A 17367-nucleotide genomic window follows, 5' to 3' on the forward strand; every position below is an offset into this window, starting at 1 on the left:
GCCACCTCAGCTTGACCTCGCACGGTACTGTCCGGCGGTGTCAGTCATTTCCTGAATCTCGGAATCGTCTTCCAACACGATAGGCGTGATCAGGATAACCACGACCTCGCGCCTATTGTTGGTCGAGCCTCCGCCGCCAGTAAGCCAATTCGAAGGGCTGAACATGCCGCTGCGGTTGCCTCGATCGACGTTCTGCTCGAAGCCGGACAGAATGAGGGTCTGTCCCGAGCGAAGGCGCACACGCTGAGAGAATATTCGGCTGTCGACCTCCGGTACTTCGATGGAGTTATCGCCACTCGTCACGGTGCGGAGGCGCGGGTCCGTGGAAAGGTTCATCGTGAACTGCAGGAGCATCTGCTCGCTGTCGATCATGAATGGCAGCAGATCCATCGAGAAGCCCGTCGTGACTGTTCCAGGCGTTAGCGCCGACGTGGAGCCGACCTGAGCCGTTGCCGTGTTGGAGACCGCAGCTAGATAGCTCGTCTGCTTTGCGACCTGGACAGGAACTGGCTGGTAATTGAGGGTTGTGACGGATGGCTGGGTGACGATTGACACCCGGCCTTGACTGGACAGCGCGCGAAGAATCGCGTTCGAGCCCGAAAACTGGCCCGCAGTACCGGTCGCCGTGTCCAAGATGCCGATCGACGCTGAGCCAGAACCGGACGCTGCTGTGAATGCATTGGCGACCGTGATCCCGTAATTGCCGTTCAGCGATTTATAAACGGCAGTCAGGTCGAGGGCCTGGTCGTCAGTCTCTGTCCGCTGCACGACGGCGACGGTGATGTTGAATAGCGCTTGGCGGGTGATGTTGCGATTCTCGGTCTTGAGATACGCAGCGATGCGGCTGAGCACGTCGGGTGTGTCTGTTACCGCGACGCTCCCTGTGCTGACCGACAGGCTGGATTGCCCCAAGCCCGGCGTCAGCATGCTCTTTATCATCCGATCCACGTCCTCAGCCAAGTTCGATTCGATCGATACCATGGTGGTCTGCGTGGACCCCCCAGAGACGGTGCTGCCGCCAGTACCCGACGACGATGTTCCGCCGGCAGCACCTTGCCCCCCGGCGCCCGACGAAGCGAGCTGTGTGCCGGACTGGACAACAGACTGCATGTTCGTCTTGGACTGGATCGCGTAGATCCGGAAGACCTTGGTGTCCAAGTAGTGAATCTGTACGGCGCCATCGCGGAAGCTCCAGCTCAACCCGAGGCGGGCAGTTACTGCGTCCAGCAGACCGGGCAGCGGCTTTCCGTCCCAACGAATGCCCGAAATCGTCGTGTCTCTGGCGGACATTGATAAGGCCGCGGAGCTCTGGCCACCGCCGCCGAGTGCTCCTAACCCACCCGGTGGCATAGGGCCGTTCGCGCCGATTGGCGGCGTCATATCGGGCATTCTCGAGCCCGCACGCGTGCCTCCACTCAAGGCCGCGATTGCGTCAGGCGTGATTCGAACTGGAACCCCGCAAAGTGCCGTTACCGTCTGCCCAAATTCAAAGACGCTGATCGGGGCGGCAGGCACGAAAGTGATTGGGCATTGCAGCGGTGCAGGATATGTGGCGCTCGACGGCCGGAGGATGGGAGTCTTCGATACCCACGGTCTATCAATCACCTCCACGGCGCGATCGCGTGCTTTTCGCATGCTGCTCGCGGCGGCAGCATGCTCACCATAAGCGTCATCAACTCGGGCCTCAGTATCTTTGATCCGCTGCAGGGCGCAGCCAGAGAGCGATGCCGCCACGGCCACCGCCAGTACGATTGCCTTTTTCATTATTTCTTCTCCCAGACTTCCAACACCTTGTTGTCGCGATATGCGAGGCCTCGAAACTTCCTTTTCGCGGCGTCATACGCGGAAAGAAGATCGTTGGCCGCATCCCAAAACTCGCCGCGAAACGTTGCCGGAGCCTCAATGACGTAATCGAAGTCGGGTTGCCACTTCACGGACTGCCAGCCGGCGGTCTGAGCCCACGCATCGAGTGTCTGCTGGACGGTCTTGCCGAGATCTGCATGCCATTCCTGCTGTGGTGGCGGTGCAGTGGCAATAGCTGCGATGGTGCTGCCGGCAGCAGATAGGTCGACGGTTGCCACGACGGGTGAACCGCTTGGGGCGGCGGCCGCGCCGGTCGCGGAGGAATTGGAGGGGTCGTCGCGTGTGGAGTCCGATACCGGTCCGGCAATTGCGACGCCCATGAACGTGGCGAGACTGGAGCCGTCTCGCACCGACGCAACTAGTGGACGTGCCGCGGGCTGGACGGGTGGAGCGGCGGCGACGATGGGCCTGTAAGACGGATCCGGGCCGGCCGTCGCATCGGCGGCTGTGCGCCGAAGCGCCAACTGTTCCCTTGTGGCTGGCGATGCCGCGCTACCAGTCTGTCTGGCCGGCGTCGCCAGGCCTGTATAGCTTCCTTCTGGAGGAAGGCCCGCGCGCCACGCGAGCGCCTCTCGTCGCCCTAGCCTGAAGGCAAGGCGTGCTTCCATATGAGGAATCACGATATAGGGGGACTGCGCCTCCCATGCGAGCAAGATGCGCCCGCCTGGGGCGTCGGCGAAGATAGCGGGGATCTCGCTGCCTGGGGCGAACTGCAGGTACACCCTCCGGCCGTTGTCGAACACTTGGACGGGTGATATGCCACTGTCTCCGGACTGCTTCCAATTGAACTCATAGAACGCAGGGCTCGGGGCAGCGAATTCGGGCTGTGCTTTGGCAACGACTGGTACGAGCAGCGCCAGGCAGGCCCCCGCGAATAGATGGGAAAGGCGGTACACCATTTAGTAGCTCCTGACGATGTTCGGGTCGAGCACGAGATCTCGTGCGACGACGATGTTGATCTTGTCGGCCGGCTCGAGCGTGAGCGTTCTCTTGATCGACTGATTGCGCTGGAGGATCTGCCGGACTGTGTCGCTCAGTGCCTGGCCGGCCGTGCCCGTCAAGGTCGATGTGGCGCTGCCGTTGTTGGAGCCCCCGCTGCCGACGTTGATGGTCACGTTCTGGCTGTTGTCGTAGCGCCCGGCCAATGCGGCGACTGCTGCTACTCCAAAGGCGCTGCCGAAGCGCTCCCAAAAGTGGTCGTCAACCTTCGCGGCAATGCCTGCGGCTCCACTGCGGTCGGAGATGTCCCAGCCTCCCAGGGCCACGCGGCCACCGCTCGGGAAATCCATTCGGTTGACCGACATAATCATGCGGCTCTGCCCTTCGGCGATGTCGGTGCTTACCTCTCCAGTGAGGGCTGTGCCCCGTTCGATGAGGAGGTGCTCGCCTCGCAAGCTGTCGTAGACGTCCGACGTCACCATGGCGCGAAACGTGCCCGGGGCGTCAGTGTTCAGGGACTGTTGAATAACCGCAGGAATGATCCAGCCTTCCCGGATGTAGTAGGGGGATGGAGCAGCAGACGCGAACAAAGGCGACTTTATGCTTCCTGTAGCGCCGCCTGATGCGCTTGCGTTGCCCTGTGGCCCGACTACCTGGCCAACTGTGTTGGCCGGTTGCCCGCGAGGCGGTATAACGGGAGAAGTGCCCCGCGTGAAGCCGCTGGTGTCAATGCCGGCGGCAGCAGCGACCGCCGCTACATCGCGAAGGGTGCTTTCAGGACTGGACGGGGCGCGCTGCGGCATTCCCGGAGTGCCGTTCTGACTGTCGTCCTGGTCCTGTGCTTCCCAGAAGCCAATTTCGACACCCGACAGATCTTCGCGCTGCGACACCGTTTCTGTGTGCCGATGCTCCTCGATCCGCTTGGCGTCGGTCTCCGTGCGTGTCGGCTTGGCAGGCTCAGCAGTTGTCTCCTGTGCCGGCGCCGCCGTGCGCGGGGGAGCTTGGTCATCGTTGCGCGCCAGGCGGTCTCGGAGCTGATCGGCGATCAATCGCTGCACTGCAAATGGATTACCCGCCTCCTTTGCGGCACGCTCCTGCTCTTCCTTCTTGGCTCGGGCGTCCGCCGCAGATTCGGGCGCGACCCCGGCAAGCCTCCGAACGACCACGAAGCCGAGAACGACCACAATGAAAGTGACCAGGACGATCTTAATTAGCCCGCGGGACACCGCAGTGCGACGCTGCGGCGCCGGTCCGCTGGATGTGGTGGCTGGTGCGCTCATTGATATGTCGCGTTGTTCAGATTTTTGACGCCGGACACGCCGCAGCCGAACAGCCCACACGCTTTACCGCGGCGGTTGAAGATTCGGACCTCGTCTTTACGTAGCTTTAGTAGCGCGCCGTCCGGAAATAGGCGCTGAACCACAAAGTAGTTGCGGCGCACGGTGAAGTTGACGAGCTCAGCAGTGCCGTCGGCTCCGAGAGCAAAGATGGCGGGAATTTCTTGAACGTCGGCCGGGAGCTGGATCCAGGTGAACTTGCCGTCGTCGAAGACCATCGCAGGCTTGAATGGGGCACTGCCATCAATGCGATAGTCGAAATTCGCCTTCGACATGTCGACGATATCCGCTGGCCGCCCGCCTTGGTCGGAGCGAGGGACTGCGGCGGAACGGGGAGAAGGGGTGGCGGGAGCGTCCCATTCCATCCCACCTAGCGGGCCGTTCGACCCGCGTCGCGTCGGCCCATTTCCGCCAAATGTGTCGAGTCCTGCTGCGGCTAAATCCTGATCCGCATCGCCGGCCCAATTTACGCGCTTGTAGTACGAGCCTTTCGAGGCAGACACGAACGTTACCTGGTAGGTGCGTAGATTCGTGATGATTGTTGCGGTATTGAGCAGGTTGTCTCCCTTAGACATGACGAACAAGTCACGCTTCGTGCGCGCTGCCTTGAAGGTCCAGCGGCTCGCGCTCATATCGGATGAGTAGTAGCCCTTGATGGACTCGCCTGGCGCGAATTCCAGATGGACCATCGTGAATGGACGCATGAGGACGGGATAGTCGTAGTCCCGGTCGAAGTTGAACGTAACCAGCCGCGCGTCGAGAGGCATAGGGACAGCCGCGTTCGGACCTGTGCTGGCACGCTTCTGCGCCTGGGCGACCTCCGTTCTGACATCGCTCTCCTGTGAGTGTGCCGGCGCACTGGCGCAAAGCAGGCTGACGACCGCCGCAATGAGGGGAAGGGCGAGACGCATTACTGAGCTCCCTGGATGCGGACGCTGGTAGGACCGAAATAATCGGTAAGCGTCCACCACTCGATCTTGACTCCGAGCGGGTTGGACCGCTGGTCATCGATCCCTTGTTTGTCTGTTGAGAGAAGGAACCGCAGCGTGAGGAGCTTCGTCTTTGGTTCCCCGTACTCCTTCCCGTTCACACGTTCTTGCAGGGTGAGAAGCATGTAAGCCTGCTTGCCGTCGACGCTGTAGGTCGTCGAATTCTCCGTGACCTCTCGCGTTAGGCCTGGTTGATCGGCAATGCGAACGCCAATCGGATCGACTTTGGAAAAGTAGTTCGTGAGCTGATCTGTCGCGGTCCCGATGGTCCAACGCGTCGCCTTGGGAATGTCGACGTCGATGGAGTCGGACGGATTCGGCTTGATGGTTAGCAGCCAAGTCGCCCACTGACGCAGGAAGAATGTCTTGTTGGCTGTTTCAGGTGTGAACCGCTCCGCAACGCGGTCAGAGATCCAAACGGCGCCAGATCGCGAATCCCACTCGACGAAATAAGGAGTCTGTTGCTTAAGCGGCACCAACTGATAAAGGGCGATACCCTCAATCAGCGCCACAAGGAAGAAGGCGAAAGCGACCAGCGCAGAGCGATCGGCTTGCTGTAATGGCCGCTGAAACACCGCGTAGTACAGGCGTTGGGCGCGCTCGGTCAACGGGAGGGCGTGTGCATCGAATGCGGGCATGTCACGCTGCTGAGTGGGCGGGGCCCCCGAATCTGCAGGACGCAGGTCAGGACGACGGCGGCCCAAGAAGCGGCCCGGGAGTTTGAAGGGCATGGTTAGGCTCTGCGATTTGGATTAAGCGTGCGCATCCCTATTTGGAAGCGGGGAGTGCACTTATCTCTTGAAGAAAGTCCGTAGGAAGGGATAAACTGAACGTGTAAGTTCGATCTCCGGCCGCGCAAAATGACGGCCACACCAGCGGGCAGGGCACCCTTGAGGAGGCCCTCCATACCAGAGTGATTCGAGTTCCTGTTTGGTAGACTCGGATCCGTCGAACAAAAAACGTATGGGGTGTCTTCCGTGTCCAAAGCAAAAATCGTCTTGCTTGTCGCAGTCGTTGCAGTCGCGAGCGGCGCGGCTGTCTTCGCGCTGCAGAAGCCCCAGGGCACCTCAGCCGCGACGTCGATTGAGCAGTCGAGCGTCGCGAAGCGGGAGGCCATCAAGCAAATGACACCGCTTTGTCTGGCGGGCATGGACTGCCCCGCAAACGCATCGGCTGGAGGTGGAAAATGAGTGGGCTTTTGGGATTTGTTGTTCTGGGGTTTTTGGCGCGCGCCTTTATGATGGGCTATGCGTCGTCCGGGCGCGTCGATAGTGGTGGCGAAACTTACGCCGACCGTTTCGACAAAGAATGGGAAGAAGAGTGGGACCGGGAGTTGCGCGAAGGTTGAGCAGCTCATCGCTTGCCTCCGCTGCGCAAGAACTTCGCGGCCATGCCCCGGCCCACCATTCCGCGTCCGAAGCTTTGCGCGCTTGCGCTGCCGCCGGAGACCAAGCCTTGTGCGAGCCCTGGGACTTGCCACATCATGAAGGCTGCGATGAACCCGAGAAGGGCGATGGCGATCATTGCAATCTCGTTCGAAGCGAAATAGAGATCCGCCTCTTTCCTGCTATCAATCTTGGCGTAAAAGCCGACCAAGGTCGGAACAATCCCCTTTGTCACGAGAACGGCGACGAACCACGCGACTAGCTGCTGCAGCGAGGCAGCGATCATGAACCGTAGCCAGCCGTCAAAGAGGAAGGAAACCGCCGGAATGATTGATAGCCCGACCAGCAATGGACCTAGCGCTAGCCCGAGCTGCAACATGACGTAGGACATCTGCAGGACAACGATGAACGCGATAGACATAAGTACCATCGCGATAATCGCCAGCACCTGACAAAGGAAAATCACCAAGATGATCGGAAGGTTCTTCAGGATATCGAAGAAACCGATTTGATCCTTGCTCACGCACTCAGAGGGCCGCGAGTCAATGATCCAGTCCAATGGGTTCAACGACCAGCCACCGTGGATCTTGCAGTAGAGCGATTTCTCTGACTCCTTTCGCTTGCCATCGGCAATTAGAGAAATGGTGTCCATCGTCAGCTTCAGTATTTCTACTGGGTTCGCTGAACCCTTCGTAATCTTGGTTGCCGCCTCCTGGGTCGCAATGACGAACATGTCACGCGGAACGCCGTTCATGCTCTGGACAATCACCAGGACCACGCCCATCCGCAACACCAGGTTGAACAGGCTGACAAGGAACTTGACGGTGTCGCTGGCGAGAAAGTAGTCGCGCAGTAGGAACCAGACGCCTGTGCCGGCCGCGCCCACGGCTAGGATGACCCGGCCTTCTTCCACAAAGATGTCGGCCATGGCGAAGCCGGCCGTGTTAACGGCCGAGAACGCTTGATTGAAAAGGGCAGCGACGTCCATGTCAGCCTCCGAATTGCCAACCGAGGGCGCGCGCTCCAGCATCGAGCGCGAAAAGCGCTGCCGACAGGAAGACGACCGCAATGAACCCGGCTAGCGCGTTTGGTGACGTGCAGTCAATCTGCACGATCGCGATGGCAAGCGACAACCGCATAGACTTCGCAGCCGCCCGCATCGGCTTATGGTCGAGCCGCCCGCGTGCGGCGATTTCCACCCGGTACCTGCGGCGCTCCTTGCATACGATGCGAAGTTCGCGGCGGCTGCGGCAGAGGGCCATAAGTACTCTTCGGAGAGGCTTACCGGTCATGGCTACAGGCCAAATTCAAGACTTTGCATTTTTCCGATCGCCGACCGCTTGCTCGCCGCTTCTCTGGCCACAGCGTCGTACCGCTGCTGAGCGCCTTCCACGGAAAGCTTGTTCAGATCTTCTTTTGTCGCTCGGTCTTGCAGGTCGAGCACGACCTGGCGTTGCATAAGGCTGCGCATTTCGAGAAGCTCGCCGGCGAGAACACCTGACTGCTGATTGAGCAGTTGCAGTCCCTGAACATTGCCCTCTATTCCAGGAATCTGGCGGGACAACTGCCGAAGGTTGGCCGCACGTGAGGCGAAAGCCTCCATGGTGGAAAAGTCCTGATCGAGCTGCTTTCGATACACGCCGCCCTTCGTTTGCGCAAGGTGGACGTAGGCAGTCCCCCAGCGTTCGGGAGTCATGTCGAGAGACTTCATCTCGGCGCTTGCACTGTCATACATGCGTTGGAGCTGTGCGCCGGCTTGGTATAGCTGGGAGACGCTGGAGGTCAGGTCCCTCATCGCGATGCCCTGTCCGCCATAAGCCTGTTCGGCCAGGTTCAACACGTTGCCGCCCAGGCTCTGCAGGTTTGTGAGGTTTTGCTGCACCATCATCGTCTGCTGTGTGAGCTGTTGAGTTTGGTTCATCACACTGAGAAGCTGCTGAGCAAAGTTAGCGCCGTCGAAGGTCGGAATTCCCGACGCCTTTGGCGCGCCCGCCATGAAGCTCAATGCGAGGGCTGTTGCGGCGCGGATGGCGGTCCTGCGGGATCGAGAGTGCATGGTCGGTACCTCAGTAGTGAACACGGTTGTAGATCGCGCCATCGATGATGACGTCGATCGCACGGGGCCCCTTGTAGGGCAACCAAACGACGCTGCTGTACACGTTGACGGTGGTCGGAACACCACCCCCAGCGTCGCCACCAGGGCCACAGTTATCGCAGACGTCATAACGGCCAACGTATCCGCTCACGCACGCACGTTGACCGGGACCACTACCCTCATCGGCTGACGGCTCTGAGGTGGCGTAGGCGCCTTGGAGCTGATACTTCGGACGAAATGGCTTGGTTTCGCCCGTAGGCGTGCCTTGGGCGACGACTTGGCCTCGCCCGGCCGGCTCGTGGCCTACTGGGCAGAGGTCGTAGGGCTCGCGTGACTTCTTGGCGTAATTGTTTGCACCCGCGATCGCGCAAGTGGGGAACGGTCCAGGAGGGACTGCGTTTAGGACACGCCAGAGTCGGTTGAGATAGCCGCTACATTGGCTGGGCGGTTTGAGGCCGGCCAGGCACAAAAGCACCCCGCATCCCCATTCCGACCCGCCTGGTTCGTACTCAGACGTGTCAGGAATCTGCGGCATCGCAGCGCTCACGGGCGTGGCTGCTGTGACCAACAGAAGCACGGCCAGCGTTCGCGCAACGGACTTACGGATTTGATCCACGGGCGACCTCTTCAAAGTATGCTTCGCGCCAGTCTTCTCGACCTGACGCTCTGTAATGGTCAAACAGGGCTTGGGCATCGAGCTCGCTGCGCAACACCGCCAACGAGCGCGTATCCAACCTCAGCGCCACCTTGCGCATGAACCCGTCCTTCTGCGTCAGGAAATAGTCTTGCTTGGGCGTTCCTTCGGCCAATTGGTCTATCTGTTGCGGATTCAATCCAAGCTCAGTAAACGCCTTGCGAAGTGATGGCGAAGTCTTCGCCGCGGGGTATGGCAGGATGATGCGATTCGGGACGTTGTCGCGAATTGAGGCGTAGATTGGTGAGTTGATATATCGCTCTGGCGATTGCGCATCCATCCACACGCATCCAAGGAGCTTTCGAAGGGTGTCGATCCATTCGGCCAATTTTCGGGCGAAGGCTGGCTCTTCCAAGAAGCCCCATACCTCGGGCAACCCGATGAACGTAGGAGCGATAACGCCGGAGTTGCGGCGGCTCTCGATTCGATCTTGGATGCGATAGAAGCAGTAGATGAGGTAAGGGATGAGGACATCAGGTTGTGCCAGCAGCTTGCCCATTTCTATGCCTAGCACCGCTGCGGCCCGGCCTGCTGCGATCTCGTCAAATATGTCCAATGCGTTGTCGAACCAACGCGCGTTCAGGGCCTCCCCGACCCATTCGGTCAGAGCATTCTGGAACGAGCTTACGGGAAGCTGCACATACACCGCGTGCAGCCTCCAATCCTTTCGTTGGAGTTGGCGGGTCGCCAGAATCGCCTTTTCAAGTTCTTCGCGGTCTGTGCTCGTGGCGACGTATCCGCGCCGTTCTGCCAATGTGCAGACCCAGTCCTTGACGAACTTGAGGTGGCGGATCTCGCCGATGAGTGACAGCGGGTTGACGGTCAAACGGCTGTCACTGGTGTCTTCGGGATCGCAGTACACGCCACCTTGCATCATGATCGGGATGCGACTTGAGAACGTCCTGTCGAACACAAAGACGTCTGAGCCAAGGTATTTTCGGAACAGCGTCCAGCCCAGATTGACGATCGTGGTCTTTCCCAAGCCGGTTTCGCCAGAGACCAGCGTGTGACCAATGTCGTGGTAGAAGCCGGTCCAAAAATAGGGGGTACCGTAATCGGTAGGCAGTCCCGCCAAGGCCGGAGATGGTTGTTTCATCATGGTGGCCAGGTGGCGATTCTCTTTCGCGCCCTGAGAAACCGTGCGAAGAGGCACGGCACGCGCGACCACGGCAGCACGCAATGGCGCCCAGCGCGAGATATCGCGCCAAGCTCCGGGGATCGATGCCGTCCAGCCACCTAGCGCGCCCAGGCTCTCGATAAGAGGCAGGAACTTGGCACCTATCAAAGCATCGCCAACCTTTCCAGCGGTTGCTCGGGCTTGCTCCATAGCGTCGTCCCACGCCTCGACCTCGTCGCTGTGGAACGGGGCCGATAGCGAAGTTATGCTTAGCGTGTACTGTCCGTAGGAGGTTTTCCCACGGCTTACGCCCTTTTTCAGGTCTTCAGTTTCGTCTGCGGCTTCAACACGTCCCTTGTCTTCGCGCGGTGCGTAATTTGAATCTCCAGAGTTCGCGGCAACCGCTGCCAATGCGCGAAGGTCCAATGCGCTGGTGCGGTGGTATGAGCCCATTTGGTCGATCATCTTGGCGCTGGCGTCGGCGTCCTGGATGCGATAGACGTGGCTGATCGTGAGTTCGCCAGGTACTTTGAGAAGATCGTCCAGCGCGTGCGGGCGCAGACGTGCCGGATAGAACTGGTGCGCTGCGGGTATCCCGGTAATCACGCCGATGCGCTTGCGCCCTTCGGCCTTGAAAAGGATGTAGTCCTCGGCGGGGATGACTTCGCCGTGGGACATGGATTCGTCGAGAAAGTCCACCATTGCAACTGACGCGCGGCGGGGGGCAGCAGGCGCTGCGCAGGAGGCTAGAAAGCCGCCCAGTTCTTCGCCGGCCAGCCGTGTGAGAGTCAGGGCAGGAAGGCTGGCCCTCCAGCGGCTAAGCTGTTCCTCGAAGTCCTTCACGGCCGCGGCCAGTTCCACGGAGGTGTAGGCGAAGTCGGCCTGGTCAGACCAGATTCCGCGCAATGCGTGAATGGCTGCGCGAAATGGCCCTATCTTTTCGTGTGCCATAGCATGGAAGAACCTTCCAGCCATGCGGTCCAGCCCTGCGGAGGCGCTTAGAGCAACGGCAAGGTAGTGTCGGTTGATGTAGTTAGACTTGGTCTTGAAGGCGTTGCTGCGCTCGTCTTCGACTACCTGCGAATAGGGGTCAGGCATCGTGGCCGGCGCATAGGGGTCGCTCCGACGTCGATGGGTGATAAACCAAAAGGTCTGGGGGTTTCTGCTGGCGACTTGGAAGGCGTGTTCAGCCTGATGCATGAGACCCAGCAATTGAGCCGACGACTGGCTGTCGGTGTCAGGGCCGGTGTACTCGAAGCACGCCATCAACGCCGAATCTTTGTTGACGACGATTTGCTCGTTGTACCGGAACATCCACGGCAGCAACTCGGCGGTGGAGGCCAAACCCTTCGTCCGCGCCGATTCGAGCTCGCCGAGTGTGCCCGCATCGAGTGGGTAGCCGTCTTTTTCAGTCAGTAGCATGGAAAGTCCCTGCCGAAGCCGAAGGGGCGCTTGTTGCGCTTCTGAGAGCGTGTGGCGCGGGGCACGTAGTGATCGTGTTGAGTCTTGTAGATTTGGTACACGTCGATCTTGTCTGGATCCTTACGCATTAAGTAGCGGATGCCCAGGTACATCGGTATGACTATGAGCACCGTCCAGAAGCTTCGGCTGATAAGCACAACCAGCGGCGCAAGCAACAGGAACGCGCCGGCAGCTCGTCGATCGAGGCCGATGATGCGCCGCTTTTCGATGAGGGCCTGATCGACCTCCACCTCTAGCTCGTCGACTGGGTCGCGTTCTTCCATGGCCTTAGGCGCCGATGGTGCACATCAGGTTTCGCCCCGATACGAGCGCAACGATGGTGGCGATGCCGAAAATTGACGCGATGCCGCCGGCGAGACGAAGAGCAAATACCTTCACCTTCGATTGACCATCGTCCAGCAGCCACATCAAGATCGCGCCGACGCAAGCGACGAGCACGACGACGGAGATCAGCTCGTTGTTCACGACCGCCTGGAAGGCGGTACACAGCCGGCCCCCGAAGATGCTCGATTGTGCGAAGGCTGGGGTCGGCGCAAGAAGTGCGATGGCGGCGTAGGCGGCCAAGAGCAGGTTGTCCGCGGGCTTGGCAAGGGCGCGACCACGGAACCATTGACGGAGCTGGTTCAACCGGGGGCTATTCATAGTGTTCGTCCTGAAGTTGGATTTTGGAAAACAACAAGCGGGTTTGGTACAACCCATCCGAGTCGACGCCCAAGATTTCTCTGATCTCACGCGGGCCTCTGGATGACCCGACGCGCTGGGCGTGGACGACGAATCTGAACGTGGATGCGATCTGGCGGCGGAGGTCGTGCAGTGGCCAGTTCTGCGTCTCCGGTGCCATCCTCAGCATTGACTCCAAGCGGGGCAGGGCCATCGCGCTTGAGTCCGCGTGCAGCGATACTTGGCTGCCTGGATGTCCCGTGTTTAGCGCGTCCAGTAGATCGAACGATTCGGCACCGCGCACCTCGCCCAGCACGATTCGATCAGGCCGGCACCGAAGGCTGAGCCTGACCAGGTCGCGCACGCTTACGCCGAGAGCCTGATTGGCCTCAAGGCCTACGTGGTTGGGAACGCTCAAGCGGAGCTCAGCGGTATCTTCGACCGTGATGACGCGATCAGAGCTGGGGACAAGATCGAGCAAGGCATTTAGAAGCGTGGTCTTGCCAGCAGACGTCGAGCCGCTGAGGACGATGTTGTGCCGGCGCTCGATGACCCATTGGAAGAAGTCACGAAGCGCGGCGCCGCCATGTCGCATGGCGTGCTTCAGGGCCGCTTGCTCTTGCTGGTCCGATGCCGCTTGCGAAGGATCTTGAGTGACCACCTCGAAAGCACCGCTATCCACGTAGCTGTCGAGAGAGATCCGCTTTGCTGCAAAGCGCCGGACGCAGAGCATTGAGCCGCGTAGCGCCGTGGGTTTGCGCGCTGCGGCTATTCGAAGTCCTGGCAAGCGTGCGTCGAGCAGCGGCGAATTCGTCTTTCCGTTCTTGCTCGCAATCAGTGTTATTGCGCGATCGACTTGCTCTTCGCTCAGGCAGGCGTCCACTTTTCGCATTACGCCACGGTCTTCGACCCATATGTCGTCGGCTGCGTTCACCATCACTTCGTTCACGTCATTGGAGGTGAGGTAGGGCTCGATCGCGCTCAGGTGTTGCCGCAGGATGCCCTCGGCATAGGAAGTTGATGCGTCCATCAGCGGGCCTCTATGTCATTTCGAGCGATTGGCTTGGCTGCCTCTGTTCCTGCAGAACGGCCGGCGTCGGGATTGGAAACAGTGGCTGCGATGGACGGTGATCTACCCGCGGCCTGAACGTTTGCGGTTCGGTGTGAGAAGGGGACATGCACGGGAACGAGCGTGCCGGCTCGAATGGCGCTGAGCTTCGCCTGGATCTTGGTCGCATACGCTACTCGCTTGGCCGGGGTGGCCGCGTTGTACGCGCCGACCGCGTCCCACGTCACGCCCAGTCGGTCGAAGTTCTCGGCCAGAATCCAGGCGCCCACATACGCGGAAACGCACGGGTTAAAGAGATCCTGTTTGGACACGCCGAATCGCTGTAGGCGTTCAAGATGGATGCTGTTGATTTGCGCGAGGCCGTAATCGCACGAAGCGTTGGCATTGGCGCAATTGACGGCTTCGGCCCGCCCGGCCGATTCCTGCATCACGATGGCTTGCAGGAGTTGAACGTCAATTCGGTGGTAGGCAGCGGCGGCGGCAATGCAATCGGCGTGCGCCTGGGAAGACAGCACGGTCCACATCGCAATGGCTGCGGCGAATCGATACCGGGGTTGGAGCTGCACGTCGCACCTTGAAGGAAAAAAACCCCGCTAGGTGTCGAGCCCAGCGGGTAAGCCAGCGGATCGGCAACGAGGGAAGCCGACGGCTGAACTTTCGCTTCACGCGGAGAAACTGGCACTTGGTGAATTAAAGAGAATCTAAAAGTTACGGCTGTTGCGTGCTTGTGTGAGCTTGGTTTGCGTGCTATCGCGTCGTGGGTAAACGCGCTTGTTTGAATCAACTAACAAGGCGCCCGAGTGCTTGATTTACGACTGGTTGCAATGTCGTTTGCGATTGATGTTTCTTTAAATGTGAGAAAAGAAACTAAACGCTACGAAGGGGAAGGGGCTTACCTAAAGGCCGGGCACTCAAATCGGTGCCCTCAAAAGGCGCAAATGCTTAATGGAGAAGGGCCACCGCAAAGGGGGAAGGGGAAGGCAAACGGCTTAAAGGGGCAAACCAAAGGGCTGGTGCTCGGCGCCTCTGTCGTCACGCGTTTGGGAAGCATGCGTTTGTCAATGCGTTGTACGTCGTTACGACTGCGGGCCCTCCTGTTTCAACGTTGACCTGAATGTCTACTGGCGGCGAGGCTTGTCGTATTTTCCCTCCTGCCGACACCCATGAACTACCTCAGGCATTCCACCGCTCGCCCTACCTGGCCGCCACAGGCGATGCCTTTGCCAGATAAGGCAAAAGCGGAGATGCAGCGAGAACTTGGTCGCGTGTGCAGTGGACCGCAGCGCGCCGTCGCGTTGATCTGGCTCGGACGCTTCGACGGGTGGCAAACCGCCACTGGTGGGGAGGGCGGTGCTGAGCTCTACGACATGGCGTGCCAGCAACTGAAGCGCCTTCCTGGCCCGTTTAGCAGCCCGATCTGCTTTGTCGAATGGCTGGTTGACCTTCCGTGTACGCGCTGGCGGGCGGCCACCATCGACTCAAAGAGCCAATGGGACCCTCTCGCTGAACGCTTTACCGACTTCCAAGCCGCGTCGGTCACGCTCGTCGTGGTGTATGCGTCGGAGGTGGGTGCGGACGCTTGGCGCAGCTATGTTCGGGGCTACTTGGCGGCGGCACTGGTTCAGTTTGAGAGTGCAGACCGTGCTGACGACCGAGTCTGACCTGGTACTGCTCGCGTGCGCTGGAGCAGCCGCCGGTGCGTTATGGTGGCTGCGAAGGCCGCCACGCTCGAAAGCAGATGCTGGTGACCATCCCGCAGTCGAATCTGCGCGCCACCCGGCGCCCAGCTCGCGACACCTGGAGGTAATGCCCGCGCGGCGCTTGTTCGACGTTGTAGGGGCGGCGCCCTTGCTGGAACAAATCCGCCAGCGCATGGGCTTCACGCCTGAAAACTTCTCGCGGGACGTGCAACCGCTGCTGGACGCATTCGCGGAGTTCGTCCAGTTGTTGCCCGCGTCCGAATCGCATCATCATGCGCAACCCGGCGGTCTCTTGGTGCATCTGCTTGAGGTTGCCGCGCACGCGCTGCACTTTCGCGATGCCTACAAACTACCTATGGGTGTGGCGCCAGAAGAGCAGACACGGCTCGCCGCTAGGTACACCTACGCGGTGCTAGTTGCGAGCTTGTTGCACGACATCGGTAAGCCGGTCACGGACGTCTTGGTCCAAGTGCATACGGCGGCGGGATCTGCAAAGCCGTGGGTGCCGTTGGGCGGCACGATGCAGGAGCAGGGCGGCGAATGGTATGTAGTTCATTTCCCGGACCATAAGGACTATCGCAAGCATGAGCGCCTGAGCTTGCCGTTGTTGCGCACACTGGCCCCTGGGCAGGCGTTAGCCTGGATCGGGGAGCATCCTCCGCTCATGGAAGAGCTTTTTGACTACCTCGGTGGAGAGCAGCGGAAGGGCGTGATTGGTGAGCTTGTTGGCCGAGCGGACAAACAGTCTGTGGCAAGCAACCTGGCCACTGGTCCAAGAACTCGTTTTGCGAGCGCTAGGGCGGTCCCGCTGATCGAGCGCCTTATGGCGGGACTTCGCCGCGTCTTGGCCGAGGGGTCCGTATCCTTGAATCGGGCTGGCGCAGTTGGTTTTTGCGATGGCGAATCGCTCTGGTGCGTTTCTGGATCAATTGCCAAGCTGGTCAGAGATCATCTGGCGCAAACTGAGCAGCGCAGACCTGGCGCTGCAGGGGTTCCTGAGGACAACTCGCGTTTGTTCGACACATGGCAGGAGTATGGCGCAGCAATATCTAACGAGGCTGGCGCAGCCATCTGGACGATAAAAATTGTCATTGGCACGTGGTCCCAGCGGCTTACCGTGCTCAGATTTCCTCTCTTCATATTGTTCCAGGACTCATCTCATTACCCAGCAGCATTACCGCCTGGTGCAATTTCCGTGGTCGACGCAAAAGCCGGAGCCAACGCGGGCGGATTGGAGCGAAACGGCGAGTTGCCTTCGGCGTCCGAGCCGGCGACTCTGCGGGCCGACCTTGAGCCCACGCCGGCGGAAGTGGCGAACGACGGATTCCCCGAGGATTTCGCGCTCGCGACCTCGGGCGAGCCCGAAGCGGTCCCCTGCGTCGTGGATCTCCCACCCATTGGGGATCATGAGCCAGACGAATTAGGATTGGTGCAGGAAGGTCATATGTTGACGGATACCAATCCTCTTGAGCTAGACGACGGCTACCTTGACGCTGTCGATAGCGCACTGCCGGAGCTGGTGCAGCCCATTGAAGTTGAAGCACCCCAATTGATGAGTGCGCCAATGGCGCCGCGTGTCAGGGCTGCGCCAGCCGCCTCAGTGCTGCCCGCCATGCCAGCGAAAAAGGCAAATGTTGAGCGATTCATGGCTTGGATTCAGATGGGCGTTAGCGCTGGATCGCTACCGTACAACGAGGCGAACGCAGCGGTGCACTTCTGCGATGAGGGCATGCTGCTCGTCTCTCCGAAGATCTTCAAGGATTACGCGGACAACTTCGAGACCAGGATTGACCTGCCAGCGCCAGCAGATGGCGGAGCGAGCAAGGAGCGATGGCGCGTACTGCAACAGCAGTTTCAGAAATCCGACTACGCGCAGAAGAGCGCAGCCGGCTCATTCTTACATCGGTACAACGTGAGCGGACCAGGCGGAAAACAGTTAACCGGCATCCTGGTGGCCGGGCCCGAGCGCTTCTTTCAACCAGTCCCATCACCTAACCAATTGTTGAAGCCGGCTTCCACGGGGCCGAGCGCTTAATC

General features: G+C 60.1%; 18 protein-coding genes. 4 read left to right on the forward strand and 14 right to left on the reverse strand.

Annotated elements, in window-relative coordinates:
* Nucleotides 1–6: 6 nt before the first annotated feature.
* From pilN to RAS12_RS24155, 5 genes are read right to left on the reverse strand one after another with little or no spacing between them, the layout of a single operon-like run.
* Nucleotides 7–1764, reverse strand: a complete 1758-nt coding sequence (gene pilN, locus RAS12_RS24135; protein ID WP_306942130.1) for a PilN family type IVB pilus formation outer membrane protein — start codon at nt 1762–1764, stop codon at nt 7–9.
* Nucleotides 1764–2762, reverse strand: coding sequence for a TcpQ domain-containing protein (locus RAS12_RS24140; protein ID WP_306942132.1), 999 nt, complete (start codon nt 2760–2762; stop codon nt 1764–1766). Before RAS12_RS24140 ends, pilN begins: the two co-directional genes overlap by 1 nt.
* Complete coding sequence (locus tag RAS12_RS24145; protein ID WP_306942134.1) at nt 2763–4082, reverse strand: TraB/TrbI/VirB10 family type IV secretion system protein; 1320 nt, start codon at nt 4080–4082, stop codon at nt 2763–2765.
* Nucleotides 4079–5050, reverse strand: coding sequence for a TrbG/VirB9 family P-type conjugative transfer protein (locus tag RAS12_RS24150; RefSeq protein ID WP_306942135.1), 972 nt, complete (start codon nt 5048–5050; stop codon nt 4079–4081). The genes RAS12_RS24145 and RAS12_RS24150 overlap by 4 nt, the downstream gene beginning before the upstream one ends.
* Nucleotides 5050–5766: a VirB8/TrbF family protein gene (locus tag RAS12_RS24155; protein ID WP_306942137.1), complete on the reverse strand. Its 717-nt coding sequence runs from the start codon at nt 5764–5766 to the stop codon at nt 5050–5052. The genes RAS12_RS24150 and RAS12_RS24155 overlap by 1 nt, the downstream gene beginning before the upstream one ends.
* A gap of 339 nt (nt 5767–6105) precedes the next feature.
* Between RAS12_RS24155 and RAS12_RS24160 the strand changes: the two genes are divergently transcribed.
* Nucleotides 6106–6318, forward strand: coding sequence for a hypothetical protein (locus RAS12_RS24160; RefSeq protein WP_306942139.1), 213 nt, complete (start codon nt 6106–6108; stop codon nt 6316–6318).
* Nucleotides 6315–6476 carry a hypothetical protein gene (locus tag RAS12_RS24165; protein WP_306942140.1) on the forward strand — a complete coding sequence of 54 codons (162 nt, stop codon included), beginning with the start codon at nt 6315–6317 and terminating at the stop codon, nt 6474–6476. The genes RAS12_RS24160 and RAS12_RS24165 overlap by 4 nt, the downstream gene beginning before the upstream one ends.
* A 5-nt stretch (nt 6477–6481) precedes the next feature.
* On the opposite strand, the gene RAS12_RS24170 is transcribed toward RAS12_RS24165, so the two are convergent.
* The 9 genes from RAS12_RS24170 to RAS12_RS24210 form a co-directional block, all read right to left on the reverse strand.
* On the reverse strand, nt 6482–7501 hold the full coding sequence (locus RAS12_RS24170) for a type IV secretion system protein (protein WP_306942142.1): 1020 nt from the start codon (nt 7499–7501) through the stop codon (nt 6482–6484).
* Between the two features lies 1 nt (nt 7502).
* Entirely contained in the window at nt 7503–7775 is a 273-nt protein-coding gene (locus RAS12_RS24175) for a hypothetical protein (protein WP_306942144.1), read from the reverse strand.
* 32 nt (nt 7776–7807) lie between these two features.
* Complete coding sequence (locus RAS12_RS24180) at nt 7808–8569, reverse strand: hypothetical protein (RefSeq protein WP_306942146.1); 762 nt, start codon at nt 8567–8569, stop codon at nt 7808–7810.
* A 10-nt stretch (nt 8570–8579) separates the two neighbouring features.
* The gene (locus RAS12_RS24185; protein ID WP_306942148.1) at nt 8580–8759 is read right to left on the reverse strand and encodes a hypothetical protein; all 180 of its coding nucleotides are present in this window, start codon (nt 8757–8759) and stop codon (nt 8580–8582) included.
* Nucleotides 8760–9207: 448 nt separating this feature from the next.
* Nucleotides 9208–11841 (reverse strand): VirB4 family type IV secretion system protein, encoded by a 2634-nt coding sequence (locus RAS12_RS24190; protein ID WP_306942150.1) that lies wholly within the window; start codon nt 11839–11841, stop codon nt 9208–9210.
* On the reverse strand, nt 11832–12164 hold the full coding sequence (locus RAS12_RS24195; RefSeq protein ID WP_306942152.1) for a VirB3 family type IV secretion system protein: 333 nt from the start codon (nt 12162–12164) through the stop codon (nt 11832–11834). The genes RAS12_RS24190 and RAS12_RS24195 overlap by 10 nt, the downstream gene beginning before the upstream one ends.
* Before the next feature lie 4 nt (nt 12165–12168).
* Nucleotides 12169–12543 (reverse strand): hypothetical protein, encoded by a 375-nt coding sequence (locus RAS12_RS24200; RefSeq protein ID WP_175154528.1) that lies wholly within the window; start codon nt 12541–12543, stop codon nt 12169–12171.
* Nucleotides 12536–13591 (reverse strand): TadA family conjugal transfer-associated ATPase, encoded by a 1056-nt coding sequence (locus RAS12_RS24205; protein ID WP_306942155.1) that lies wholly within the window; start codon nt 13589–13591, stop codon nt 12536–12538. The genes RAS12_RS24200 and RAS12_RS24205 overlap by 8 nt, the downstream gene beginning before the upstream one ends.
* Nucleotides 13591–14154 (reverse strand): lytic transglycosylase domain-containing protein, encoded by a 564-nt coding sequence (locus RAS12_RS24210; RefSeq protein WP_306942157.1) that lies wholly within the window; start codon nt 14152–14154, stop codon nt 13591–13593. Before RAS12_RS24210 ends, RAS12_RS24205 begins: the two co-directional genes overlap by 1 nt.
* Nucleotides 14155–14895: 741 nt before the next feature.
* Here RAS12_RS24210 and RAS12_RS24215 point away from each other — a divergent pair.
* Nucleotides 14896–15291: a hypothetical protein gene (locus tag RAS12_RS24215; protein WP_306942158.1), complete on the forward strand. Its 396-nt coding sequence runs from the start codon at nt 14896–14898 to the stop codon at nt 15289–15291.
* Nucleotides 15292–15478: 187 nt separating this feature from the next.
* The gene (gene mobH, locus RAS12_RS24220; protein WP_371321218.1) at nt 15479–17365 is read left to right on the forward strand and encodes a MobH family relaxase; all 1887 of its coding nucleotides are present in this window, start codon (nt 15479–15481) and stop codon (nt 17363–17365) included.
* Nucleotides 17366–17367: the final 2 nt, after the last annotated feature.

It is taken from the genome of Achromobacter seleniivolatilans, from assembly GCF_030864005.1.
GTDB lineage: Bacteria > Pseudomonadota > Gammaproteobacteria > Burkholderiales > Burkholderiaceae_B > Achromobacter > Achromobacter seleniivolatilans.